This window comes from Alteromonas gracilis (genome assembly GCF_002993325.1).
GTDB classification, from domain to species: domain Bacteria; phylum Pseudomonadota; class Gammaproteobacteria; order Enterobacterales; family Alteromonadaceae; genus Alteromonas; species Alteromonas gracilis.
The window spans coordinates 20,608-44,413 of the sequence record NZ_PVNO01000029.1 but is presented as its reverse complement, the minus strand read 5'-3'; the positions used below and the strand labels follow the sequence as shown (position 1 = coordinate 44,413).

The 23,806-nt window shown below is 45.1% G+C and carries 23 protein-coding genes; 13 read left to right on the top strand and 10 right to left on the bottom strand.

Going from position 1 to position 23,806, the window contains the following annotated elements:
• Nucleotides 1-65 precede the first annotated feature (65 nt).
• Nucleotides 66-980, top strand: coding sequence for a bifunctional GNAT family N-acetyltransferase/hotdog fold thioesterase (locus tag C6Y39_RS15685; protein ID WP_105932187.1), 915 nt, complete (start codon nucleotides 66-68; stop codon nucleotides 978-980).
• A gap of 97 nt (nucleotides 981-1,077) precedes the next feature.
• Here the strand turns inward: C6Y39_RS15685 and rpoH are convergent, their stop codons facing one another.
• The gene (gene rpoH, locus C6Y39_RS15680; RefSeq protein ID WP_105932186.1) at nucleotides 1,078-1,932 is read right to left on the bottom strand and encodes an RNA polymerase sigma factor RpoH; all 855 of its coding nucleotides are present in this window, start codon (nucleotides 1,930-1,932) and stop codon (nucleotides 1,078-1,080) included.
• Between the two features lie 558 nt (nucleotides 1,933-2,490).
• On the opposite strand from rpoH, the gene C6Y39_RS15675 reads away from it, so the two are divergent.
• Nucleotides 2,491-3,717 (top strand): EAL and HDOD domain-containing protein, encoded by a 1,227-nt coding sequence (locus C6Y39_RS15675; RefSeq protein ID WP_105932185.1) that lies wholly within the window; start codon nucleotides 2,491-2,493, stop codon nucleotides 3,715-3,717.
• A gap of 155 nt (nucleotides 3,718-3,872) precedes the next feature.
• Entirely contained in the window at nucleotides 3,873-5,111 is a 1,239-nt protein-coding gene (locus C6Y39_RS15670) for an EAL and HDOD domain-containing protein (RefSeq protein WP_105932184.1), read from the top strand.
• A gap of 28 nt (nucleotides 5,112-5,139) precedes the next feature.
• Here C6Y39_RS15670 and ftsX read toward each other — a convergent pair whose 3' ends face one another.
• Genes ftsX through ftsY form a run of 3 tightly spaced genes read right to left on the bottom strand, consistent with a single transcriptional unit; the run spans nucleotide 5,140 to nucleotide 8,686 of the window.
• Nucleotides 5,140-6,120 (bottom strand): permease-like cell division protein FtsX, encoded by a 981-nt coding sequence (gene ftsX / locus C6Y39_RS15665; protein WP_105932183.1) that lies wholly within the window; start codon nucleotides 6,118-6,120, stop codon nucleotides 5,140-5,142.
• Nucleotides 6,117-6,830, bottom strand: coding sequence for a cell division ATP-binding protein FtsE (ftsE, locus tag C6Y39_RS15660; protein ID WP_105932182.1), 714 nt, complete (start codon nucleotides 6,828-6,830; stop codon nucleotides 6,117-6,119). The genes ftsX and ftsE overlap by 4 nt, the downstream gene beginning before the upstream one ends.
• 26 nt (nucleotides 6,831-6,856) lie before the next feature.
• Nucleotides 6,857-8,686, bottom strand: a complete 1,830-nt coding sequence (ftsY, locus tag C6Y39_RS15655) for a signal recognition particle-docking protein FtsY (RefSeq protein ID WP_105932181.1) — start codon at nucleotides 8,684-8,686, stop codon at nucleotides 6,857-6,859.
• Nucleotides 8,687-8,752: 66 nt separating this feature from the next.
• Here ftsY and rsmD point away from each other — a divergent pair, with 66 nt between their 5' ends.
• A complete protein-coding gene (gene rsmD / locus C6Y39_RS15650; protein WP_105932180.1) occupies nucleotides 8,753-9,424 on the top strand; it encodes a 16S rRNA (guanine(966)-N(2))-methyltransferase RsmD in 672 nt (223 codons plus the stop codon).
• A 130-nt stretch (nucleotides 9,425-9,554) separates the two neighbouring features.
• Here rsmD and C6Y39_RS15645 read toward each other — a convergent pair whose 3' ends face one another.
• Complete coding sequence (locus tag C6Y39_RS15645) at nucleotides 9,555-10,133, bottom strand: YjaG family protein (RefSeq protein ID WP_105932179.1); 579 nt, start codon at nucleotides 10,131-10,133, stop codon at nucleotides 9,555-9,557.
• Nucleotides 10,134-10,135: 2 nt separating this feature from the next.
• On the bottom strand, nucleotides 10,136-10,738 hold the full coding sequence (locus C6Y39_RS15640; RefSeq protein WP_105932178.1) for a YhgN family NAAT transporter: 603 nt from the start codon (nucleotides 10,736-10,738) through the stop codon (nucleotides 10,136-10,138).
• A gap of 457 nt (nucleotides 10,739-11,195) precedes the next feature.
• Here C6Y39_RS15640 and C6Y39_RS15635 point away from each other — a divergent pair, with 457 nt between their 5' ends.
• Nucleotides 11,196-11,378, top strand: coding sequence for a MerR family transcriptional regulator (locus C6Y39_RS15635; RefSeq protein ID WP_105932177.1), 183 nt, complete (start codon nucleotides 11,196-11,198; stop codon nucleotides 11,376-11,378).
• 115 nt (nucleotides 11,379-11,493) lie between these two features.
• On the opposite strand, the gene pepB is transcribed toward C6Y39_RS15635, so the two are convergent.
• On the bottom strand, nucleotides 11,494-12,777 hold the full coding sequence (gene pepB, locus C6Y39_RS15630) for an aminopeptidase PepB (protein WP_105932176.1): 1,284 nt from the start codon (nucleotides 12,775-12,777) through the stop codon (nucleotides 11,494-11,496).
• Between the two features lie 228 nt (nucleotides 12,778-13,005).
• On the opposite strand from pepB, the gene sfsA reads away from it, so the two are divergent.
• The 7 genes from sfsA to panC all read left to right on the top strand — a co-directional run bounded on the left by sfsA (nucleotide 13,006) and on the right by panC (nucleotide 19,068).
• Nucleotides 13,006-13,722: a DNA/RNA nuclease SfsA gene (gene sfsA, locus C6Y39_RS15625; RefSeq protein WP_105932175.1), complete on the top strand. Its 717-nt coding sequence runs from the start codon at nucleotides 13,006-13,008 to the stop codon at nucleotides 13,720-13,722.
• Between the two features lie 221 nt (nucleotides 13,723-13,943).
• Nucleotides 13,944-14,393, top strand: a complete 450-nt coding sequence (dksA, locus tag C6Y39_RS15620) for an RNA polymerase-binding protein DksA (protein ID WP_105932256.1) — start codon at nucleotides 13,944-13,946, stop codon at nucleotides 14,391-14,393.
• A gap of 73 nt (nucleotides 14,394-14,466) precedes the next feature.
• Nucleotides 14,467-15,447, top strand: coding sequence for a tRNA glutamyl-Q(34) synthetase GluQRS (gene gluQRS, locus C6Y39_RS15615; protein ID WP_105932174.1), 981 nt, complete (start codon nucleotides 14,467-14,469; stop codon nucleotides 15,445-15,447).
• 98 nt (nucleotides 15,448-15,545) lie between these two features.
• Nucleotides 15,546-16,865: a polynucleotide adenylyltransferase PcnB gene (gene pcnB, locus C6Y39_RS15610; RefSeq protein ID WP_105932173.1), complete on the top strand. Its 1,320-nt coding sequence runs from the start codon at nucleotides 15,546-15,548 to the stop codon at nucleotides 16,863-16,865.
• On the top strand, nucleotides 16,858-17,355 hold the full coding sequence (folK, locus tag C6Y39_RS15605; protein WP_105932172.1) for a 2-amino-4-hydroxy-6-hydroxymethyldihydropteridine diphosphokinase: 498 nt from the start codon (nucleotides 16,858-16,860) through the stop codon (nucleotides 17,353-17,355). The genes pcnB and folK overlap by 8 nt, the downstream gene beginning before the upstream one ends.
• A gap of 58 nt (nucleotides 17,356-17,413) precedes the next feature.
• Nucleotides 17,414-18,208, top strand: coding sequence for a 3-methyl-2-oxobutanoate hydroxymethyltransferase (panB, locus tag C6Y39_RS15600; protein ID WP_105932171.1), 795 nt, complete (start codon nucleotides 17,414-17,416; stop codon nucleotides 18,206-18,208).
• A gap of 11 nt (nucleotides 18,209-18,219) precedes the next feature.
• A complete protein-coding gene (gene panC, locus C6Y39_RS15595) occupies nucleotides 18,220-19,068 on the top strand; it encodes a pantoate--beta-alanine ligase (protein ID WP_105932170.1) in 849 nt (282 codons plus the stop codon).
• Nucleotides 19,069-19,185: 117 nt separating this feature from the next.
• Here panC and panP read toward each other — a convergent pair whose 3' ends face one another.
• Nucleotides 19,186-20,820 carry a pyridoxal-dependent aspartate 1-decarboxylase PanP gene (gene panP / locus C6Y39_RS15590; RefSeq protein WP_105932169.1) on the bottom strand — a complete coding sequence of 545 codons (1,635 nt, stop codon included), beginning with the start codon at nucleotides 20,818-20,820 and terminating at the stop codon, nucleotides 19,186-19,188.
• Between the two features lie 550 nt (nucleotides 20,821-21,370).
• Here panP and C6Y39_RS15585 point away from each other — a divergent pair.
• On the top strand, nucleotides 21,371-22,102 hold the full coding sequence (locus tag C6Y39_RS15585) for an EAL domain-containing protein (protein WP_105932168.1): 732 nt from the start codon (nucleotides 21,371-21,373) through the stop codon (nucleotides 22,100-22,102).
• 211 nt (nucleotides 22,103-22,313) lie between these two features.
• Here the strand turns inward: C6Y39_RS15585 and trmB are convergent, their stop codons facing one another.
• Together trmB and C6Y39_RS15575 are read right to left on the bottom strand one after the other, a co-directional pair.
• On the bottom strand, nucleotides 22,314-22,982 hold the full coding sequence (gene trmB / locus C6Y39_RS15580) for a tRNA (guanine(46)-N(7))-methyltransferase TrmB (RefSeq protein ID WP_105932167.1): 669 nt from the start codon (nucleotides 22,980-22,982) through the stop codon (nucleotides 22,314-22,316).
• On the bottom strand, nucleotides 22,982-23,797 hold the full coding sequence (locus C6Y39_RS15575) for an ABC transporter permease (protein WP_183043340.1): 816 nt from the start codon (nucleotides 23,795-23,797) through the stop codon (nucleotides 22,982-22,984). Before C6Y39_RS15575 ends, trmB begins: the two co-directional genes overlap by 1 nt.
• Nucleotides 23,798-23,806: the final 9 nt, after the last annotated feature.

Genomic DNA, 23,806 nt, shown 5'->3' with positions numbered 1-23,806 from the left:
AACTTGTACCGTTTGTATTCTTACGTTTAAATACTCTCTCATTTTTTTAATAAGGCCGGTTTATTGTGTATAAGGTAGTGACGCCAAAGAGCGATGCCGAATTTGAAGCCTATTTTCATTTTCGGTGGGAACACCTACGCCAGCCGTGGAACTTCCCTCCGGGTTCAGAAAAAGACGAATACGAACAAGTCGCAGAGCACCGTATGATTACCAACCGCAGTGGAGAGGTGGTAGCCTGTGGTCGAGTGCATTTGAATACTGCAGAAGAAGCACAAATAAGACACATCGCCGTTCATACTGATCATCAGCGCAAAGGGCTAGGTCAGATGATGATGGCAGCGCTAGAAAACGTTGCAAAAGACCTTGGTGCAGAGCGAGCTGTCACTAACAGTCGCGAGATTTCAATCGACTTCTTCAGTGCTTGTGGCTTTGAAATAGAACGAGAAGCGCCAAACGAACTCGGTATGTTAAAGCGCCAGCAGATGGTAAAAAAGTTTACCGAAAATAATACTTTAGTGCTCCACCCTAAGTGGTGCAAAACACTTCAAGAAACGTGGTCAGAGACGATACCTATTACTGAACATATGGGTATCAAGCTGTATCAATACACCGGGCGCACACTTGAAACGCGCGCATCGCTAAATAAAAACATCAATATTCACGGCACCATGTTCGCAGGCAGTATATTTTCGTTAGCCACACTTACGGGGTGGGGAATGATTTACCTGCAGCTCAAAGAGCGTGGGTTAGACGGCGATATTGTCTTGGGCGATGGAGACATTCACTACCACAAACCTATTACTATGAAGCCAAGGGCAATCTGTAATATCGAAACCTTATCTGGAAAATTCAAACCTTTAGAGAATGATAATAAAGCTCGCTTCGAGTTGAGCGTGGCGATATTAGATGGGGATTCACCGGTGGCGGAGTTTGAGGGAGTATTTTACGTACTTCCTGTTGCTAAAAATAAAGAAAAGTAAGGCGAATGTTTTAACTTTTTTGAAGCAATAAAAAAGCGCCTTAAAGGCGCTTTTTCAATTCGTATCTATCAAGCGTTTAGGCTGATTACGTTTATTACTACGCAACCATAGCTGCTTGCAGTTTCTTCATCGCATTCTTTTCAATTTGACGAACACGCTCTGCAGAAACCTGATATTTATCAGCCAAGTCTTGTAGCGTAATTTTGTTATCTGCTAACCAACGTGTCTCAATGATATCTTGACTACGCTCGTCTAGCGTTTTTATCGCTGAATACAGTCGCTTACTTGCCGCTGTATCCCAGTCATTATTAATGACATCAGTTTCAACATCAGAAGACTTATCTTCCAAAAATTGAACTGGCGCAAAATTACCTGTCTCATCTTCGTCTGCTGTTAAGTCAAACGCTTGATCTTGGCTGCTCATACGCGCTTCCATTTGAAGCACTTCTTTTGTGCTAACGCCAAGCTCGTCTGCTACGGTTTGTACTTCAGCATGAGTAAACCAACCTAGACGCTTTTTCGCCTTACGTAGGTTAAAGAACAATTTACGCTGCGCTTTTGTAGTCGCAACCTTCACTATTCTCCAGTTTTTAAGTACAAACTCATGAATTTCTGCTTTGATCCAATGAACCGCGAAAGAAACCAAACGCACACCCACTGTTGGGTCGAAGCGTTTAACGGCTTTCATCAGACCAATATTGCCTTCTTGAATTAAGTCGGCTTGTGGTAAGCCATAACCTGAGTAAGATTTTGCAATGTGCACTACAAAACGAAGGTGTGACATTACTAGCTTTCGAGCGGCTTGTAAGTCTTCGTCTTCGCGAAGGCGCACTGCCAACTCACGCTCTTCCTCAGCGCTAAGCATATCAATGCTGCTTACAGCTTGGATGTAGCCTTCGATGCTACCGCTGTGTGGCACTGACAGGGCCATAGATTGCAAATTGTTGCTCATTGTTCACCTCATTTATTGCCGCTTCATATTAACAAAGTAACCGAAGCTGCGCGAGACCTAATTAAGATATGAAGTATTACCGATGTGTAGGTATGGTGGCACTTCCTACAATATCAAGACCTAGATTATGAAAAAAAGTTCAAATTAACGTTCTGAATATCGCTTCGCACTATATAACGGTAAACGATATCGCATTAACTCAAACCGGAGCAGTTATTTATCTAACTGCATTTGTTCATTAACCTTCAGTACACCACCAAAATATTATACTTTAATTACCAAACATAAACGCAAAGCTAATCTCAGTGGTATGAAATTCAACGCTTAATTGTCACCCCAACGCGATTACTCAATCACTATCGTTTTTCGTGATTCTCAATCCAGCAATCATATCTCTTGCTTTTCCTCTTTAAAACTGAAGATAATAGATTGGATTAATCGATTTTGCACTACAGCTGCTGCAACGCATTTTCCGGATAATGTGCCAATAAATGGACTTAACGCTTAAAGGGAAATACCAAGTAAAGAAGTAAGGCAAGTGAAGCAAAGAGGACCTTGATGTTTGCTTACGTCGCTAGACAGCCCATATTCGATGTAGACCGAGAGGTGTACGCATATGAATTACTTTTTCGTATTGGCGAAGAAAATTGCTTTCCAGATATCCCTCCCGATGAAGCTACCTCTAAGATACTAACTTCAACCCATTTGAGCTTAGGTATTGAAGAGATCACGGGAGATAAAAAAGCGTTCATTAACTTTCATCGCGATACCCTTATGTTTCGCTTTCCCACCTCATTGGACGCGAACAAGGTTGTCATCGAGATTGTAGAGACGGTTGAAGTAGACGAGGCGCTAGTTTCTGCTTGCAAGCATATTCGCGGGCTGGGCTACCCTATCGCCTTAGATGATTACGATATGAAAGGGAAATGGGAGGCGTTTATCCCTTTTACCAGCATAGTCAAAATCGACATTACCGAAATTGCTCACGATGAAATTCCCGCGTTAGTTGAACGCTTTAAGTCTAAAAACATTAAGCTTGTTGCTGAAAAAATTGAGACTTATGAAGAGTTTAATAAGTTTAAAGCCATGGGCTTCGACTATTTTCAGGGTTACTTTTTAGCAAAACCTGAAATTGTAAAACACAGAAAGCTAGGCCCTAGCAACCTTACTATGATGGAGTTACTCACGCTAAGTAGTCAGGCGAAACTGAATTTCGATGAAGTAAACAAAATCATAGAGCGTGACCCGTCCCTCACTTATTTGCTGCTGCGCTTTATAAACAATCCTATGGTGAATAAGCGGCATAAGATTACTTCTCTCAAGCACGCGCTAACATTTATGGGCGAAATTGAAGTGAAGAAGTTTATTTCTCTGCTCGCTCTTGCCAACTTAAACGATGGTCAGCCGACAGAGCTGCTTCAGATGGCACTGGTACGCGCAAAGTTTTGCGAGTTAGTATTTTCTCAGCTTAAAGATGCAGATAACCCGCTTAAGGGTTTTTTAACGGGCCTATTGTCCTTATTAGATGCCATGATGGAACAGCGTATAGATGACTTAGTCAGTAAAGTTCCAATTAGTGACGATGTGAAAAATGCCCTTTGCGGTGGCAAAGGAATGCTTAGAAACTGCTTAACCTTGGCGCAATTATTCGAACGTGCAAAGTGGACCGGAATACAACAATTTGCCGTGAAATACGACATTAGCCAAAGCCTTCTTCACAGCTATTATAATGAGGCAATTAAATGGGCCAAACATATCCATCAATCAGCGTTGAAGGATAATTAAATGGCTCGCCTTAGGCGATAGTTGATAATTAATGGTTGAATAGTTGTTAGATTACGAATACATATCATAGACTAGAGAGTGACTTAACGTCGGTTCGGTCAACATTGGAATTATAATTAATAACGATATCAGTTCGTTTTCAGCAGGAAGAAATTATGTTCGCGTTTATAGCTCGTCAGCCCATTTTAGATAAAAGCAAAAGCGTATTTGCCTACGAACTTTTGTTCAGGGATGGTAAAGCGGGCGCTTATCCGGAACACAAGGAAGAGAAAGCAAAGTTTATATCTGAACATTTTCACCCTCTAGGCCTTGACGATATTAGCGGCGAAAAAACATCCTTTATTTCTTTTTCTTCTGACACACTCATTTCTCGCTTTCCCACAACTCTGAATCCAGAGTCTGTCGTTGTTGAACTTGCTGACCCAACGGACACATCCAGCGGACTATTTGAAGCCTGCCAGCACATAAAGCAACTTGGGTTTAGGTTGGCAATAGACGACCCCATGATGGTGGCATCGAAACACGATATATTCCCGCTTATTGATATCGTCAAGGTTGATGTGTCGAAGGCGCGTTTTGAAACCGTTGAAAAACATATTCCACGCTATCGCGATGCAGATGTCCAGTTAGTGGCTGAACAAGTTGATACCCAAGACAATTTCACAACTTGTCTCGACTTGGGGTTCGACTTTTTTCAAGGGTACTTTTTTTCTCAGCCAGAAGCGCGAATTTTAAAGCAATTGCCTGCGTCGAAAATGAACATCGTCGATTTGATGGGTGAGAGTTCGAACAACAGCTTTGACATTGACCGTATAAGCCAGATTATTGAGCGCGATGCCACGCTAAGTTTTTTACTACTAAAATTTATTAATAACCCTACTATTAACAAGCGCTATAAGATTACCTCGCTAAAGCATGCCCTAAATTATATGGGCGAAGTAGAGATTAAGAAATTTATTGCGCTATTAAGCTTAACGAATTTAGGCGACGACAAGCCACTTGAAATTATTCATATGTCACTGGTTCGCGCTAAATTCTTTGATCTTCTGGCAGAGCGTCGAGGGATGAAAAACAATCCGCCTATCGCTTTCTTGGTTGGCTTATTCTCGCTGCTTGAAGGGCTGCTTGACCAATCTATGACTGACATTTTGAAACAATTGCCATTGTCAGAAGAAGTAAACGATGCCTTGCTTGGTAAAAACATTGAAATTGCCAACTACATGACGCTAGTTCGTGCTTTTGAAAGTGCACTTTGGATGAATGTAATAAAACAAGCGAAGCTACTTAATATCGACCAGAAGCAGCTTCATATGCTTTATAACCAAGCGATTGTATGGGGTAACGGGGTTCGTAGTGCAGTCACATCCCATTACCCACGAGCAATAGCACAGTAACCATTCTTATAGTTAGTACAGTAGCTATTTATTTGGGCTCTATTTCTCTAACGTGTCGCTGAACCGAGATGAGTGAGCCCAGTAAGCCTAAAAGCACTGATAATCCAAGCATAGTCAGCAATGCGGTTCCAGTGAGGCCGGTAATATTAAAGTCTTTTTGATACATGGCCGCGAAGGTAGTGATACTGCTATCCATCCACCACAATATTATGATTACAGCAAACCAGGCCATGAGACCGCCCAACAGGCCATACCAAAACCCTGTATATAGAAATGGACGGTGAATGAATGCGTCGGTGGCCCCAACCAGCTTCATCACCACAATTTCGTCGTATTTATTGAGTATATTGAGGCGGATGGTGTTGCCGATAATAAGCACGACTGCAATGAAAAGCAGAAGCCCAATTAACGTGACAAGGTCTCGGGCGATATCAATCACTGCATATAGTCGTTCTAACCACTCAATATCAAGCTTACCAATATCGACCTCTCGCTGCTGACGAAGCTTGTCTAACAATGCTTTTGCAGCGGTGGGCGATGCATATTTTTCAGCTGGCGTGACGAGTACTACATCGGGCAGCGGATTTTTCTCAAGGTAAGCAATCGCATCACCTAGCCCCGATAAGTGCTGAAACTCCTTAAGCGCATCATCAGCAGGAATGTAAACAACACTGTCTATTTCAGGCCATGTATTCAGCCTAGCCACCAACTGCTGTGAACTTGCGGCACTCATAGTAGGTTTCAAAAATAACGAAATTTCCGAGGCCTGATCCCAGCCTGCGGTTATTTTTTCCGTATTTTTAACCATGATATAAAGAGTACTAGGTAGGGTTATACTTAGTCCCAATACACCTATAGTCATTAGTGAAGCTAGCGGCTGGCGCCAAAGCTCACCCAGGCTCGATAACGCTTGTCGCACATGACTTACAAAAAACATGACGATAGATTGAAGAAAACCCACCTTAGCTGAAGACGCTCCCTTCGCTCGCCCTTTGAATAATATACTCATGACCAGTCTCCCTCACCGCTATCTGAAGTGCCATAGTCAAGGCCGTCGGTCAGGCCATCGGTAATCATTTGTCCGTTTTTAAGCGTTAAAGTACGGTATCGCATTCGGGCAATAAGACCCAGGTCGTGAGTAGCAATTAACACTGACACACCTGCCTGGTTAAAATCCTCAAAAAGACGAATAATCTCCATGGACAATTTAGGGTCAAGGTTACCCGTAGGCTCATCGGCAAGTAGTAAGGGAGGTTTGTTGACGACAGCACGGGCTATACCAACGCGCTGTTGCTCGCCCCCTGATAAGGTGATGGGCAAACAACGGATTTTATCTCTTAGACCCACCATCTCAAGGGCTGCTTCCACACGCTTACGTATTTCTTTGTGGGTATACCCCTCAATGACTAAAGGCAAAGCCACGTTGTCAAAAACTGACTTATCCATCAACAGTTGGTGGCTCTGAAAAATCATCCCTATATCACGACGGATATAGGCAATATCTCGGCGAGTAATAGCATTAAGGTCGTGGCCGTTGATGAGAACCCGCCCCACCGTTGGGCGTTCCATAAGGCTTATAAGTTTGAGCAGTGTACTTTTCCCTGCGCCAGAGTGCCCTGTTAAAAAGGCCATTTCGCCTGGCGCGATATGAAAGTTTACTTTACTAAGCGCGCGCTGACCGCCCGGATAGGTTTTGCTTACCTGCTCAAACTTTATCATTCTTTTTCCCTAACGCTTTACTGGTTTTAGCTTTCCGGAGTTTCCATTTCGCTAAACAGCGCATCAATAAATTCTTGTCCGTCGAACTGGCGTAAATCGTCAATGCTTTCACCTACACCGATATACCTAATAGGAATATTAAATTTATCAGCAATAGAGAAGATGACGCCACCCTTTGCAGTACCGTCTAACTTAGTTAGGGTAATACCCGTTAAGCCCACCGCTTCGTTAAACAACTTCGCTTGGCTAATTGCGTTCTGACCGGTACCCGCATCTAACGTAAGCATAACCTCGTGAGGCGCGTTTGGATTAATCTTCTTCATCACGCGAACCACTTTTTTAAGCTCTTCCATCAAGTTATTTTTATTCTGCAAGCGCCCGGCGGTGTCTGCAATTAATATATCGGTACCGCGAGATTTAGCTGCCTCAAGCGCGTCATAAAGCACTGATGCACTGTCAGCACCAGTGTGCTGTGCTATAACAGGAATATCGTTTCGCTCACCCCATACCTGAAGTTGCTCAACCGCTGCCGCTCTGAACGTGTCACCTGCAGCAAGCATGACCTTCTTACCCTCTTGCTGAAACTGCTTGGCCAGCTTTCCAATGGTGGTGGTTTTACCCACACCGTTTACCCCGACCATTAAAATGACAAAAGGACCTTCGCTGGCGTCATGAGCTTTCATCACGTCAGGTAAGGGCTGATTGACTTGTGACAACATGCCTGACATTTGCTGCTTCATTATCTCTAACAACGCTTCCGCGTCTTTAAGATCTTTTCGAGAGGCACTGTCAGTGAGATGGTTTATGATCTTCTGAGTGGTGTCCATACCCACATCTGCCACTAAAAGCTGAGTTTCTAGGTCTTCATACAGCTCGTCATCTATCGCCTTACCTTTAAATAGGCTAACAATCCCGCTGCCTAAATTTTCTTTCGTGCGCGATAGACTTTCCTTTAAACGAGCAAAAAGGGATTTCTTTTCTTTTGGCTTGTTCTCCGCCTCGGCCTTAGCACGTGCTTCTTCTTCCGCTTGCGCCTTCGCTTGCGCCTTCGCTTGTGCTTCTGCCTCGGCTTTAGCGCGTGCTTCTTCTTCCGCTTGCGCCTTAGCTTGGGCTTCTGCCTCGGCTTTAGCGCGTGCTTCTTCTTCCGCTTGTGCCTTGGCTTGTGCTTCTGCCTCGGCTTTAGCTCGAGCCTCTTCTTCCGCTTGTGCCTTCGCTTGGGCTTCTGCCTCGGCTTTAGCTCGAGCCTCTTCTTCCGCTTGTGCCTTCGCTTGGGCTTCTGCCTCGGCTTTAGCGCGAGCCTCTTCTTCCGCTTGCGCCTTGGCTTGTGCTTCTGCCTCGGCCTTAGCACGTGCTTCTTCTTCCGCTTGCGCCTTGGCTTGTGCTTCTGCCTCGGCCTTAACACGAGCTTCTTCTTCCGCTTGCGCCTTCGCTTGGGCTTCCGCCTCGGCTCTAGCGCGCGCTTCTTGTTCCGCTTGGGCCTTCGCTTGTGCTTCTGCCTCGGCCTTAGCGCGTGCTTCTTCTTCCGCTTGCGCCTTCGCTTGTGCTTCTGCCTCTGCCTTAGCGCGTGCTTCTTCTTCAGCTTGGGCTTTCGCTTGTGCTTCTGCCTCGGCTTTAGCGCGCGCTTCTTGTTCCGCTTGCGCCTTCGCTTGTGTTTCTGCTTCGGCCTTAGCGCGAGCTTCTTCTTCCGCTTGTGCCTTGGCCCGTGCTTCTGCCTCGGCCTTAGCGCGCGCTTCTTCTTCCGCTTGCGCCTTCGCTTGGGCTTCTGCCTCGGCCTTAGCGCGAGCCTCTTCTTCCGCTTGCGCTTTTTGTTTCTCTGCTTTTTTGTTCTTGCTGAACCAGCCAAAAAGTTTCGACATCGTTAGGACAAATCCTTATAAATTCTTAGCAAATTCGGCTACACTTGCCGCCTACTGAATGAACGCATGATACCACTGTCAGACACTATGAAGCGAGTTTCTCGCCCTACTCGGGCATCATCTTCTGCAAAAAAACAGCATTCTTATAAAAATGCCAAAGTCCACGGGCCAAATAGCAATGGTCAAATTAGAATTATTGGTGGTCAGTGGCGTGGAAGAAAGCTACCTGTGCTAGATGCAGAAGGGTTAAGACCGACCACTGACAGAAATAAAGAGACGCTTTTCAACTGGTTAATGCCTTACGTAAATGGCGCTCGCTGCCTGGATGTTTTTGCGGGTTCCGGAGGCTTAGGTTTAGAAGCCCTCTCTCGTTATGCCTCTCATTGCGATTTTATTGAACTTGATAAACATGCGGCGGCTCAGCTTGAAAGCAATCTCGCTTTACTGAAAGCAAACGAAGCGGCGTCAGCCAGTGTTCACCAAGGTGATGCGCTTAATATTTTGAAAAGCATTAGCGCGGCCCCCTACGACATTGTCTTTGTCGACCCACCATTTGCCAAAGGCTTGGTATTGCCCTCGCTCACGTCTTTAGAAAAAAATAATAGAGTGCAAAGTGGTAGCGTGGTGTATTTGGAGCATGAGAGTTCACTGACAACGCCCCCTTTACCTGACAACTGGCAGATTATTAAAGAAAAGCAAACTAGCGCGCTGAGATATATGCTTATTGAGGTGCTATAAGTCGCGCAATACCAAAGAACACGCACTGTTGAGAAATTTGTTCGTCGCCAACAATATGCAAATACCAACCTTGCTTTTTCGTTGATATTTGCATTTATCCTGATAAGACTAACTTGGAGTAAGTAACAAATTACAACTCTAGGCCAATATTAGAGATGCCAGCTTCCAAGGCAAGGGCTTTCAATTCATCAACAGCTTTTGCCGGGTACTTAGCTTGATCTACATATTCAAGAAGTTCATTTTGAACCTCTACCTCAAACGCCATTAACGGATGAGCTTTGACGCTTTCATCATCGGCCTCTTCGGTAGCAAGCAAGTAAGCTTCAACGCTTCCCTGAGATAATTTGCTGATCACAACCGCACCTTGGGGATCATCACCCGCTATCAGGTTCAACAATGCAGCCAAACCGATAGCAGCGTCGATAGCCGGATAAACGCCATAATTATCAAAGTCACTGGTATCTGGCGTGGCAACTTCCACCTTTTCCAGCTGAACAGCAATATTGAATTTGCTTTTTGGTGACTTAAGCGTTTCCCAAACCAAATTTAAACAGTTACGCAGCGCATCTGCATCGCCACTTTCAGTTAAGTCACAAAAGAGAGCATAGTTTGGCAACATACGCTCGAGCAACGCAGCACCGAATGCAACGGCTTTCCAGCCCTCTAGGGCCCGAACTCGCCCGAATGTATTAAGCTTTTGCTTTACCATTTTTACAGTGCTCCAGTGGCATGCATGAAATATTTGGTAACACCATCAAGAAGCATTTGGATGGCAATCATAACAAGGATCATACCCATTAATCGTTCCATAGCAACTAGACCACGTTCCCCTAAAATTTTATGGAAAATGTTTGAAAACATTAAAATTACAGCACTAATCGTCCACGACGCTGCGAGCGCTATCGACCAGTCAGCCATTCTATCGGGGGCCTGATTAGCAAGTAAAATTAACGCGGCCAACGTTGATGGACCTGCAATCATGGGGATAGCCAGCGGCACTAGAAAGGGCTCTTCGCCAACGGCGAGACCACTTGTACTGCCCGATGAAGGAAATATCATCTTAAGTGCTATCAAAAATAAAATTATACCACCAGCAATGCTCACCGTTTCCTGCTCAACATTTAAAAAGTTAAGCACCGATTGCCCGCTAAAAAGAAAAAGGAACAGGATACCTAAGGCGAACAACAACTCTCTTATGAGAATAAACTGGCGTCTTTTCGGCTCAATAGACTTGAGGACCGACATGAACACAGGAAGGTTACCGAGGGGATCCATGATCAAAAAGAGCATGATGGCAGCAGACCAAGTGTCCATATTCTACGTATCTCCGAAATTGAGCATAAGCCCGTTATTTATGTAAACCGCCAAGTATAACTCAAGTTTGGGGCTATTGGCGCGCAATGGTAAACCAAGCGACCTGAGTTAAAAACACCTTTTGCATGTCAAACGCCTCTTACGTCGCCCGTGCTGAAAGGCCGAACTCGGCTAAAATTAATAAAAACACAAAAAATAGTCGAAAATTCGCCGAAATGCGCTTAACTAAAAAAGAAGATAACGTGGCAAGGTAGGGTCAGATTGACTACTTGCAGGTCATTTAAGCGCTAATGCGCTTAAATGACTTTAAAGTACGAAAAGATGACTTACCCGAAAACCTAACTTTTACACCGTTTAGGTAATGTTTTATCGAGCAAACTTTTGATGTAATAAAAGTTGATTAGTATTTTGCCCGACGCAGATATTTAATAAAAATAATCAAAACTAGGAAAAAACAATGAGTTTAATGACAGTTAAAGAAGTGGCAGCCTATCTCGGCGTACAAGATGTTAGGGTTGAACGCCTCGAGCGAGAGAGCTTATTAGTGTCTAAAGACAAAGACACAGATGGCAACCCACTTTTTGACAGCTCAGACGTAGAACGCTACAAACAACTCGCCGAACGCTTAGGTGGCATTTAACGAGAAAGGGGCGCAACGTTTATCATTGCGCCCCTCTTTTGTTAGATAGCGTTTTAGGTAAAGGCAACGTACAAGAGTAGCTTGTACGAAACCGTTCACACGCCTAATTCGACCTTTACGCGCTATAATCCTTTAGGATTCTAGCAATAGAGCGAATACCCTTCGCTGTTGCGCCTACCGGCATTTCAGATGTTGCGCCACCATGGTATGCCGCAGCTAAATCTAGATGTATCCAGCCTTCAGGTTTCACAAAACGCGAAAGGAACCCTGCAGCATTTGACGCACCACCACCGCCGCCGCCTTTCATTGGCCTACTGTTAGCGGTATCTGCAAATGCTGACGGACAACGCTCGGCGTGAAAATCTTCAAGTGGAAGCGGCCAAAAGCGCTCGTTTTCTTCTTTTGCTGCGTGAAGCATTTGTTCGCGAGCATTGTCATCTAACGAAAATACTGCGTGATAGTCGGAACCGAGCGCCACTACTGCTGCGCCCGTCAACGTTGCCGCATCGATAATGAGTGGCGCCCCCGTTTCCGTTGCCGCCATTAGTCCATCAGCCAGCACTAATCGCCCTTCAGCATCGGTATTAACCACTTCGACCGTAACACCATTTTTATAGGTCAATACATCGCCTAATTTGTAAGCATGACCGCTAATTAGGTTTTCTGCGCAGCAAAGAATAAGTTGAATGCGTTTTTCAATACCCTGGGTTATGGCAAGGCCTAAAGCACCTGTTACCGTCGCCGCACCGCCCATATCGCACTTCATATCTAGCATCCCTTCGCTAGACTTAATGCTGTAACCGCCACTATCAAACGTAATGCCTTTTCCTACAAGCACAGCGTCAACAGGCGCATCTTCTTTACCTGTAGGGTTGTAGTCTAATACTAACATTGCCGGTGGACGTTCACTGCCTCGGCCAACGTTGTAAATACCAATCCAACCTTGTTCTTTAAGCTCTTCTCCAACCGTCATTGAGTAAGTGACATTATCACCACCTAATGACTTGATCCATTGCGCCGCCCGCGTAGCTAAGGTTTCAGGGCTTAAATCTTCTGGTGTATCGTTAACGAGCTGACGGGTGAACAGGAGCGCTGCATACTCTTGCTCGAGCGCAGCTTTATCATTCGTGTCTGCCCACTTAATTGATGCAGGTTTACGGGCACGGGTGAAGCTCAATGCAAAAGCCCACTGTTGCTCTTTATGCCAGTCTCCCACCAAGGTTACTGAGGGTAAGTTCAAGCCATCTAGCTTCCTGGCCGCTTGTTGAATTAAACGCTCGTTCAGCTTGTCGTCAGGCAGATGGATAACTGCACCTGACTCATTAAAAGAAAGCTTTGCACTTTCGCCCCAAACAGCATCTGCGCTGTTTGTCGAAAGGCTAACGGTAAAATCTGCCATCGCGTTTTTTCCTTATACATCGTTATAATATTGATGAACGCTTTTTGCGCTCAGTCGAATGTTTGTTACTCTCTTGCGTTTGATAAGCTGCCTTATGGCTTGAAACAGTGCATTAGTCTATCGGCCTATAAACTTGAGCCTTCTCAATGAGTATTATTCACGTTGAGCGTATTTTGACTCCATCACACACTAGCGGCTTCAAACTAATTATTTGCAAAGAGGCGACACATGAAGTTTTCACCTTCATTACTACGTGGCACCCTAATAAAAAGATACAAGCGTTTTCTTGCCGACGTTGAGCTTGATAATGGGGCTGTCGTTACTGCACACTGCCCTAACACTGGCGCCATGACAGGCTGTGCCGAACCTGGTTACACAGTATTTCTTAGCGAGTCGGCCAATCCTAATAGAAAGCTGAAATACACTTGGGAACTCGCACAAACTTTCGACGGTCATTTCATCGGCATTAATACGCATAATGCTAATAAGTTGGTGGCAGAAGCGCTAGATAACAAGGTCTTGGATCAATTTTCTGACATCACCTCATGGAAAGCTGAAGTAACACCGCCTTTAGCCAACAGCCGGTTCGACTTCCAATTAACGCGCAAAGATATGCAGCACAACGACATAGTTGAATACATGGAGGTAAAGTCGGTTACATTAGCAGATACAGATAAAGGCTTTTTTCCCGACGCCGTAACACAACGAGGCGCTAAACACTGTTTAGAGCTTGCTCGCCTAGCAGAGAGTGGAGTTAAGACTACGTTGCTGTTTTGTGTTCAGCACACGGCAATAAAGAGTGTGCAGGTCGCAACCCATATTGATCCAACCTATGCTAAAAGCGTAAAGATTGCCGCTGACGCTGGTGTAGCGGTCTCTGCAGCAAGCTGTATAATAGACGAACAAAAAATCCTATTAAATCAAACACTCCCTTTGTTTTTGTAAAAAATAGGTTGATTTTTTTCATTTCGCCTTCATATTTGCGCCTTGTTTTAGTGGGAGAACGCACTAATTCGATTGCTGGTAGCCACCTGGCTAAATGATAAAAATGATACACCAGCATAATAATTACATAGACACGATTGATTGCCTGAAGTTGTCGAGTCTGATATAGATATCGGTCCAATCAGGACAAGATGGATGTCGTAGTGTAGGAGATGTGGCAAATGCCAACAGGAAAAGAAACAAAATCCCTAGGACTATTAGCGCTGGCAGGTTTGCAGCCGTACGAGCCTAAAGCTGATGAAGAGTACATGGGCGATGCCCAATTAGAACACTTCAGACTATTGCTTAAAGCATGGCGTAACCAACTTCGCGAAGAAGTTGACCGTACGGTAACTCACATGAAGGATGAAGCCGCAAACTTCCCTGACCCTGTAGACCGCGCAGCTCAAGAAGAAGAGTTTAGCCTAGAATTACGCACACGTGACCGTGAGCGCAAGCTAATAAAGAAAATTGAAAAAACGCTTAAGCGGATTGAAGCAGATGATTTCGGTTTCTGCGATTCATGTGGTATCGAAATAGGTATTCGCCGTTTAGAAGCCCGTCCTACAGCTGATTTATGTATCGATTGTAAGACAATGGCTGAAATCAAAGAAAAGCAACTACAAGGTTAATTCACCAGCCTCGTTTATGTTGTTATAGAAAGCCTCATCCCGAAAAGATGGGGCTTTTTATTAAGCCTATATTATGCATAACAAGTATGTAGGGCGTTTTGCCCCCTCGCCTTCAGGTCAACTTCATTTCGGTTCGTTAGTAACTGCCGTAGCAAGCTATCTCGACGCTAAAAGTCAAAGCGGAAAATGGCTATTACGCATGGAAGACATTGACGAGCCTCGCTGTATTGCCGGAATTGATAAAGATATTCTCGTTACCCTTGAAGCACATGGTCTTCACTGGGACGATACGGTAATTTATCAAAGCCAGCAGCATGCCCGTTACCAAGCGGTTCTCGACAAATTGATGAATGATGAGCTCGCGTATTATTGCGCTTGTACCAGAAAACAAATTAAAGCGATGGGCGGCATTTACAACGGGCAATGTCGTGACAAGGCTATATCTTCCTCGCGATCCAGCCCTAAAGTAGATAGCGCTATAAGGTTAAAACTTGATGCTCAGCTGGCCCCCTTTTACGATGTCATAATGGGCGAGGTTAAGCCTCAACCGCTTCTTTCACCAAGCGACGTACACGATAATATCAATGACGCTTCAAACGGCGAAAGAATATCTACTGAAGATGTTGTGCTTAAGCGCAGAGACGGCTTATTTTCATATAACCTCGTTGTTATTCTCGATGATGTTTTTCAGCAAGTAACCCATGTCATTCGGGGATGCGATCTAATTGACGTGACACCCTTGCAGCGCGCTGTTTATGTAGCCCTTGGTTATACAGCGCCTGAATATGGACACATCCCGGTTGCGGCAGTTGCCCCAGGCCGCAAGCTTAGCAAACAAAACCGAGCTGCTCCGGTTAACAACAAAACACCCATCGACAACATAGTGCGAGTCATGCGCTTCCTTGGCTTTTCTTTTCCCGATACATCGGCTTTTGAGGACGTCAGCACAGTGTTAACGGAAGCAATATCGGCGTGGGATAGGAAAAAAGTAGCGAAAACGCCCGAAATTATTGTTCCACAGCATGAATCAACTTATTATAACGAACCTTTATAGTCTGCGGAGATACCATCATCATTCATCGTGTTTTTAAATCTGTTAAGCGCGCTTTTTCAAAAGAGAGTTCGTCACCTAACGCTTTAAAGCCTAGGACTATGACCCGTGGAGAACACGGTATATCTCGTGAAGACGTAAGCGCAAATGCATTGAAAGTAATGTATCGCCTTAATGGAGCAGGCTTTGAATCCTATTTGGTAGGTGGCTGTGTACGCGATATTTTGATGGGGCATGAACCAAAAGACTTCGACGTGGTGACCAACGCTACTCCTGAACAGATTAAAGGTTTGTTCAGAAATTGTCGCTTGATTGGAAGGCGCTTTCGTCTTGCACACATTGTTTTTGGCCGTGAAATTATTGAAGTGGCGACCTTTAGAGGGCATCACCAAGAATCAGACGAAGATGATGACCTTCCAAAGGGTAAATCATTAGGAAAGCGTGATGCCGAAGGTCAACTTGTACGCGATAACGTGTTTGGCACTATAGAAGAAGATGCCGAACGTCGTGACTTTACCTTTAACGCCATGTATTACAGCGTGGCCGACTTCACGGTTAAAGACTTTGCCAATGGCCTCGCCGCCATCGAAAAACGAGAAGTTGAGCTCATTGGCGATCCAGAGACACGCTATCGTGAAGATCCTGTTCGTATGTTACGTGCAGTGCGCTTTGCCGCTAAGCTAGGAATGCGAATAGAAGCAAAAACCGCAGCGCCTATTAAGTCACTCGCCAATCTTTTGCAGAACATTCCACCAGCGCGCTTATTTGAAGAGACACTAAAGCTGTTTTTGTCTGGTAAAGGCGAAGACACCTTTCTGATGCTGCACGAATACGGCTTAATTGAACCTTTATTCCCGCAGCTCGCGCCGTTTTTAAAAGACGAAAACAGTCGAGAAATGCAGTTTGTTCGACGGGTTCTTGCCAATACCGATGAGCGTATTAATAGCAATCAGCGCGTTACACCGGCATTTTTGTACGCGGCGTTACTCTGGTACCCTCTTGAAGAACAATCGCAGGGCTTGCAAAGTGAGTCTGGCTTAAATGCTTTTGATGCGTTTAACATTGCCTCTGGCGAGGTTATTTCACGTCAGATTCAACGTATTATGATACCCAAGCGCTTCTCTACCGTGATACGTGATATTTGGATTTTACAGCAACGCCTCCCAAAACGTTTCGGGCGCCGTGCATTTCAACTCCTCACGCACCCTAAGTTCCGAGCTGGCTATGACTTTTTGCTAGTTAGAGGCCAAATAGAAGGTGGCGACCTTCTTGAGCTAGCTCAGTGGTGGACACACTTCCAGCACGCGGACAATGGAAAACAAAAAGGGATGCTCAATGCCCTTCGAAAAAGTGAAGGCGGAGCAAAAGGACCACCGCGCAAGCGCAAGCGTAAACCTGCGAAACGAGGTCCTGATGAATAAAGAACATGTTTACATCGGTATTGGAAGCAACCTTGGTGATAGCCAAGGTAAAGCCCTGCGTGCCTTTGAAGCTATTAGTGAAATTGAAGATACGCGAGTACTAAAAGTTTCATCGCTTTACGCGAGTAAGCCTATGGGCCCACAAGATCAACCAGATTATATAAATGCGGTTTGCCTTATAGAAACATCGCTAAAGCCTCATGGGTTACTGAAGCAGCTACAACGTATTGAGCTGGAAGAGGGGCGGGAACGCAAAGGCGAGCGTTGGGGGCCTCGAACCTTAGATCTCGATATTTTGCTGTATGGCAGCGAAAATATCGATACCGCAGACTTAATCATTCCGCATTATGGAATGGCTGAGCGTGAGTTCGTTATGGTGCCATTATTCGAGATTGCGCCTAATATGGTTATGCACGACGGTAAACCCATTTCAGCGTGGGTAGCCAACTGTTCACTAGACGGGCTTCGTCGCCTACGCACTTCCAATTAGCCTCAAAATCCGTATAGTTCGCCACACGATATCAACAAATATCAATCTGAGACATGTCATGAAGAAAGTAACAGTTTCGGGCTTGCTTAAGAAGAAGCAAGCCGGGGAAAAGATCACGTCTTTAACCGCTTATGATGCCAGCTTCGCCAAAATGTTCGATGAGCAAGGCGTTGATGCATTGCTCATAGGCGATTCTTTAGGCATGGTTCTCCAGGGTCAAGACGATACGCTGCCAGTCACCATAGATGATATTGCTTACCATACTAAAAGTGTACGCCGCGGTACCGAGCGCGCTTTTGTGTTAGCCGATATGCCATTTATGTCTTATGCCACGCCAGAGCAAACCTATGCCAACGCTGCCACCTTAATGGCGGCAGGTGCAAGTATGGTAAAGATGGAAGGCGGTAGTTGGTTGTGCGACACCATTAAAGGGCTGAACCTGCGCGGTGTACCCGTTTGTGGCCATTTAGGTTTAACGCCACAGTCAGTGCACGTATTTGGTGGATTTAAAGTACAAGGCCGAGAAGCAAGCCAAGCAGAAAAGCTACTTAGCGAAGCAAAAGCGCTAGAAGAAGCTGGCGTTCAATTATTAGTGCTTGAGTGTGTGCCCTCATCGTTGGGTAAAGCCGTAAGCGAAGCACTCACTATCCCAGTTATCGGTATTGGCGCTGGTAAAGATACCGACGGTCAAATTCTGGTAATGCACGACATGTTTGGTATAAGCGCTAACTATATGCCTAAATTCTCAAAAAACTATTTAGTAGAAACAGGCGATATGCGTAAAGCCGTATCGAAGTATATTGAAGATGTACAAAGCGGTGCGTTTCCTTCTGCTGAACACAGCTTCGAGTAACGAGGTTATTTATGAAAGTCGTTGATAGTATTTCAGCGTTGCGCACTACCGTTAATGCATGGCGGCTAAATGGCGAAACCGTTGGCTTTGTTCCCACAATGGGGAACCTGCACGATGGTCATCTGAAACTTGTTAAAAAAGCGAAGGCGCACAACGATAGAGTTGTCGTTAGTATTTTTGTTAACCCTATGCAGTTTGGGGCAAACGAAGATTTAGACGCTTACCCCCGCACAATTGAAGAAGACAAGGCCAAACTTATTTCCGTTGGCGCTGATGCGGTATTCTTACCCAGCGTTGCAGAAATGTACCCTGCGGGTCTCGACGCGCAGACCTTTGTTGAAGTACCCGGCATTTCAGATTCTCATTGCGGGGCAAGCCGCCCTGGTCATTTTCGCGGTGTCGCTACTGTTGTCACTAAGCTGTTTAACATGGTGCAGCCTGATGACGCTTTTTTCGGCGAAAAAGACTTTCAGCAGCTACAGGTAATTCGTGCGCTAGCTCACGATTTATCAATGGCGGTTAGAATTCATGGTGTACCTACCGAGCGCGAAGCCTCTGGGTTAGCAATGAGCTCCCGCAATGGCTATCTGACTGAGGCAGAAAAGGCTACCGCCAGTGCTATTTATGAAGAAATGCAGCGCGTAAAAAGCAGCATCGAAAAAGGCAACGTTAACTTTACAGCATTAGAAGAGACGATGATCGCGAACCTTGAAGCCAAAGGCTTTAAGAATGATTATTGTCAGGTTGTTAACGCGAGTACTTTTCAGGCAGCCAGAGAAATCGACAAAGAGCTTGTTTTGCTCGTTGCTATGTTTATGGGTAAAACTCGGCTTATTGATAACCTTCAAATTACGCGATAGTAACGCCTGTCACTTGGCTTATACAGTCAGCTAGCATTGTAGCGCACTGCGTAATTCAACAATAAAAAACGCCCGATATAGCGGCTGCTATATCGGGCGTTTGTTTTATTGGATAAGCTAGGACGCAACCTTTTCTGACTCTCGAACAAATTCCATTAGCTCTTTCCACGCCTGCGTTTCTTTCGCAATCAAGTGTTGCTCTGCCAATATCGCCGCCAAATCATTGTGGCTAGTTAACGGGTTGGCCAAAACTACGCGAAATACCGTTATGCACTGGGAAGGATAATCAGGCGCTTCTAAACGGGTACGAGAAACAAATGACTTACCCGCTTCACGCTGCTGCTTTTGAACCGCAACAACAAGAGCATCAATCTTTTCGTTAATGGCGTTACGCGTTTTTGCATCGGCGTGCTTGAGTTTCTCTTGCACTTCTTCAGGACACACACGGTACGTCAATAATGATAAAGTAGGCGTAGTAGTCAGCTCAAAGTCTCGCGCTTTATCAATCATGTGCGAGAAATCTTTTGCCTTATCAATACTGCGATCGATAAGCAGTTCATAGCCCTTACGACCGAAGATATGTAGCGCCGAATACACCATCATAGCCATACCGTTCCGTGAGCCTTCAAGTGTAGTCGCACCTAAATCTTTCGAGCCTGCACGAAGAATATACTGAGCGTGATGTCTTACTGCATTGGCGTTTTGCGGATCTTTAAACAATGCCATGCCAGCGCCCATAGGCACATACATTTGTTTATGAGCATCAATAGTTACCGAATCTGCTCGCTCAATACCTTTTAATCTATCGCGGTAGCGTGATGAGAAAAGCGTTGCTCCACCCCAGGCTGCATCTACGTGGAACCAGCAACCTAACTCTTTAGCAACGTCTGCCAACTCATCGAGAGGGTCCACATGCCCAGTTTCGGTTGTACCACCCACGCCGACAATAGCCAGCAGCTTATTGCCTTCTTCATGATAACGCTTACCGATACGAAGAGCTTTCGCTGGGTCAAGGGTTTGTTGTGGTGCTGGAATGGTTAACAGCTGGTCACGACCTAAACCAAGTACGTCAACGGCTTTAGACAGCGAGTAGTGACCTCGCTTAGAGCACATTACACCTAAATTTTTTATATCGAGATGTCGGTATGCCGCTGCAAGTCCGGCTTTCGCCACACCTGAAAACCCCTTTTGTGGACCAAGAAGTTTGTTTCGCGCCACCCACAATGCCGTGATGTTAGCGATAGTACCACCAGAGCAAAACGCGCCTAATGAATGGGCAGCACTGTGCAAATGTTCGTCATAAAAACTTTGTGGCTGGTCGTACACTAGGTTATGCATCATCCCCAGCACCTGCCGCTCTAATGGCGTGAAGGCTTTCGACGTTTCAATTTTCACTAGGTTTTGATTAAGCCCCACCATCAACTTGGAAAGGGGTAAGTGAAAATAAGGAAGCGCAGAGGTCATGTGACCGATAAACGTGGGGGAATAGGTATTAACAGAATGAGCGACGAGCTTATCAAGTAAGCTTTCGGCATGCGTCGAGACAAACTCTGGTGACTCAGGTACTTTCGAGTCTGAGAAGTCTTTTTCAATTTCTTCTAACGATGTCTTTTTCGTCACTACATGCTGCGACAAAAAATCTAAGATATTGTCAGATAAATGCTGCTCAATTTGAGCCAGCTTTGAGTCTTTGTGTTCAGGTTTGGTAAAGACCCTAAACAGGTGCTCTAAACTAACTTGCGCTTCACCCACTCAACACACCTCATACTTAAAACATTCACACATTTCGCACTATCTTTTATAAGGCGAAATAAACAGGCGGTTTTGTAGGACACCGGCCTGACACTTACTTTTCCTTTCAGCCATTTAGCATGCCTTTATCAGTGCAGCTAGCTGCTAGCTCATCCGAAAGCAATACCGGTTAAGCTGAAGCCTGTTGGCGCGGTCCATTCGTTGCCAAACCTGAAAACTTATCACAACACTTTCAGGGTGTCGCACTTTACATCAGATTGCCTAGCTCGCCAAGAGGCAGCGCCTAGCAATTCGTTGCACAAAACCAGCAATGCAGACTGATTAGTCAGATTTAACGTATAAAGGAGCTAGAATTTAAACTCGCTTTACCGTTAACAAGCGACCAGTGTCACACACATTACTACTTTAAAATTAGCGCCGCAAAGTTTCAGACTCTCTACTATATTTAATTTGTGAATAGTGTTGATGTTAAACCTGCTATATAAGCCAAGTTTAATGAGCAATTAAACCTGCAAACACTATGATTACGTCAACGCAAGGAGGTCGGTTTATGCCCATACGCGAAATATCCGAGAATTTCTCCATCGAAGATATCGTGCCTTATTTCCAGCCTATCGTGGACTTACAGAGCCAGGGAGTTTGGCGATATGAATGTTTAGCACGACTTATCACTCAAGGCGATAAAACATTTCTTCCGAGTGAGTTTCTTTACCTAATTGAACGAGAGCAACATGTAAACACGCTCGCAGCAAGTATGTTTGTGCAATGCGCAAGCTACTTTCACGATGTAAATATTCCTTGGAATATCAACATCTCTGCTAGGGATTTATATAATAAAGAACTCACTAATACCTTAATTATGCACTTAGCTAGCTACCCTATGCCGGAGCGCGTAAGCATTGAAGTCAGCGCGTCAACCGCATTATCTAACCCCAAAGGTTTGACCGCATTTATCGAAAAAAGTGTGCACGCGGGACTAGGTGTCTTTATAGATAATGTAGGCTCTTGCCCAGGGAACATACGTGCACTCGTGAATTTGCCAATAAGAGGCATAAAGCTGGCAGGGGGGCTAATAAAACATTACGACCAACAAGACGCGGTGAAAGAGTATGTTGACTACCTGCTGCTGCTTTGTGAACGTCATGGTATCAGTACCATTGCCGAGCAAGTTGAAGACGAGGGACACTTAGAGTGCGTTAAAAGGCTTCCTATACGCTATGCACAGGGCTACGTTTTTAGCCCACCATTGGCGAATGTGCGAAGCGCCAGTGCGCGTCATTAACATTGCCAGTGCATATGTTTTTTAAAACGCAAAGCCGTTGCGTATCGCGCAAAGCAAACCTTAAACAACCTTGTTAAAGCGAGACGCTCTAACAAGGTTTGCTGGAGTACATCGGTAAACCCGCCCTGTAAGATCAAGTATACCAAGTATTAATTCGTCTTTATCTTAACGAGAACCGGTACTAAACGAGTCTTTATACTGGTTTCCCTAGCTAGCTTTCTTCGCTACGACAGTTGAGCTGCCAGCAAGACTGTCCACTTCCCCGGTACTTTCGCTCAAAGGGCGTCATATGGTTTTCACCGGTTACTTCAGATAAGTCTGACACCATGCCGTAGTGCTTTGCTGCTTGCGCAAATTCCATTAAATAAATCAGCCAATTACTGCGCACCTGAATATTAGGCGTTATCGCCATCAAATCCACCATGGCCGCACTGCCATGCCAGCGCTTTTGGACTTGGGTCTTTTTAGGGTACGGATTGGGGTATAGCAAAAAGTGCTGAGTAACATTCCAACCAGATTGCTTTACAAGACGCCAAAAGTCATTGACGTCTGCGCGGATCACCCGATAGTTATCCTGCTGCGCACTGTAATGCTCGTGCTTGTCTATCCGTAGTGCTGATTTATCAATGCCAATAACCCGGGCATCGGGATTAGCTCTGGCTATATTCGCCGTACTTTCCCCTACGCCACAGCAAGAATCTAAAATAACTTCGCCATCAAACGCGTTGAGCCAGGTACAAACCTCATCAAAGGCTGATTGCGTATGATCGCTGATAGGCCTTTTATTTTCACTGTTCTGATATTTTTTCACTAGGTCATCTAGCTTATCGTGAATACCCACCTGCGATGTTGTGATTTCTCTTGAGTTACCGCTTGCCATTAGCTACGAATACCTTTGCCGGTTTTAAGTAGATAATACGCAACGCTAAATAGCAGCGCATTGAAGCCCACAAGTAAACTTAGCGACAACGTTACGTTCACGTCAGACACGCCTAGGAACCCATAGCGGAAACCATTCACCATATACACAACAGGATTGGCTTTACTTACCCACTGCCAAAACTCTGGTAGCAGCGTAAGTGAGTAGAATACGCCCCCAAGATAGGTGAGTGGCGTCAGAACAAAGGTCGGCACTACGCTAATATCATCAAATGTCTTAGCGAATATGGCATTGATTAACCCTGCCGTAGCAAAGAGGGTTGAAGTGAGCAGTAACGTGAGTGCAATAATACCTAGGTGATGTATTTGCACATCCACAAAGAAGAGCGACACCAGGGTAACGATTATGCCTATAAGTATGGCTCGCGCTACGCCGCCGCCGACATAACCAAGAATAATCACTGACGTGGGCACGGGTGATACCAATAACTCTTCAATATTGCGTTGAAATTTAGCGCTGAAAAAAGATGAAGAGACATTGGCGTACGAGTTTGTAATCACCGACATCATGATAAGACCCGGTACAATAAACTCCATGTAGGTAAAGCCACCCATTTGACCTATACGGTTACCGATCAGGCTGCCAAAAATGACAAAGTATAAGCTCATCGTAATAGCGGGCGGCACAAGGGTTTGTACCCATATGCGTAAAAAACGCGTGCACTCTTTTATCCATATGGTGGTGAGTGCAACGTAATTTTGCTTAAACCAACCCACATTTTGTTCTGTGTTCATTGACGTACTTTCAGTTTTCATTGTTTTTTA

Coding starts and splice junctions, on each gene's coding strand:
- sfsA (WP_105932175.1), top strand. CDS start 13,006: ATGAAGTTTTCACCTTCATTACTACGTGGCACCCTAATAAAAAGATAC.
- folK (WP_105932172.1), top strand. CDS start 16,858: ATGAATAAAGAACATGTTTACATCGGTATTGGAAGCAACCTTGGTGAT.
- C6Y39_RS15635 (WP_105932177.1), top strand. CDS start 11,196: ATGAGTTTAATGACAGTTAAAGAAGTGGCAGCCTATCTCGGCGTACAA.
- ftsY (WP_105932181.1), bottom strand. CDS start 8,686: ATGTCGAAACTTTTTGGCTGGTTCAGCAAGAACAAAAAAGCAGAGAAA.
- rpoH (WP_105932186.1), bottom strand. CDS start 1,932: ATGAGCAACAATTTGCAATCTATGGCCCTGTCAGTGCCACACAGCGGT.
- C6Y39_RS15640 (WP_105932178.1), bottom strand. CDS start 10,738: ATGGACACTTGGTCTGCTGCCATCATGCTCTTTTTGATCATGGATCCC.
- gluQRS (WP_105932174.1), top strand. CDS start 14,467: ATGCATAACAAGTATGTAGGGCGTTTTGCCCCCTCGCCTTCAGGTCAA.
- C6Y39_RS15675 (WP_105932185.1), top strand. CDS start 2,491: ATGTTTGCTTACGTCGCTAGACAGCCCATATTCGATGTAGACCGAGAG.
- trmB (WP_105932167.1), bottom strand. CDS start 22,982: ATGGCAAGCGGTAACTCAAGAGAAATCACAACATCGCAGGTGGGTATT.
- ftsX (WP_105932183.1), bottom strand. CDS start 6,120: ATGAGTATATTATTCAAAGGGCGAGCGAAGGGAGCGTCTTCAGCTAAG.
- C6Y39_RS15645 (WP_105932179.1), bottom strand. CDS start 10,133: ATGGTAAAGCAAAAGCTTAATACATTCGGGCGAGTTCGGGCCCTAGAG.
- C6Y39_RS15670 (WP_105932184.1), top strand. CDS start 3,873: ATGTTCGCGTTTATAGCTCGTCAGCCCATTTTAGATAAAAGCAAAAGC.
- rsmD (WP_105932180.1), top strand. CDS start 8,753: ATGATACCACTGTCAGACACTATGAAGCGAGTTTCTCGCCCTACTCGG.
- pepB (WP_105932176.1), bottom strand. CDS start 12,777: ATGGCAGATTTTACCGTTAGCCTTTCGACAAACAGCGCAGATGCTGTT.
- C6Y39_RS15575 (WP_183043340.1), bottom strand. CDS start 23,797: ATGAAAACTGAAAGTACGTCAATGAACACAGAACAAAATGTGGGTTGG.
- panC (WP_105932170.1), top strand. CDS start 18,220: ATGAAAGTCGTTGATAGTATTTCAGCGTTGCGCACTACCGTTAATGCA.
- dksA (WP_105932256.1), top strand. CDS start 13,944: ATGCCAACAGGAAAAGAAACAAAATCCCTAGGACTATTAGCGCTGGCA.
- C6Y39_RS15585 (WP_105932168.1), top strand. CDS start 21,371: ATGCCCATACGCGAAATATCCGAGAATTTCTCCATCGAAGATATCGTG.
- panB (WP_105932171.1), top strand. CDS start 17,414: ATGAAGAAAGTAACAGTTTCGGGCTTGCTTAAGAAGAAGCAAGCCGGG.
- pcnB (WP_105932173.1), top strand. CDS start 15,546: ATGACCCGTGGAGAACACGGTATATCTCGTGAAGACGTAAGCGCAAAT.
- ftsE (WP_105932182.1), bottom strand. CDS start 6,830: ATGATAAAGTTTGAGCAGGTAAGCAAAACCTATCCGGGCGGTCAGCGC.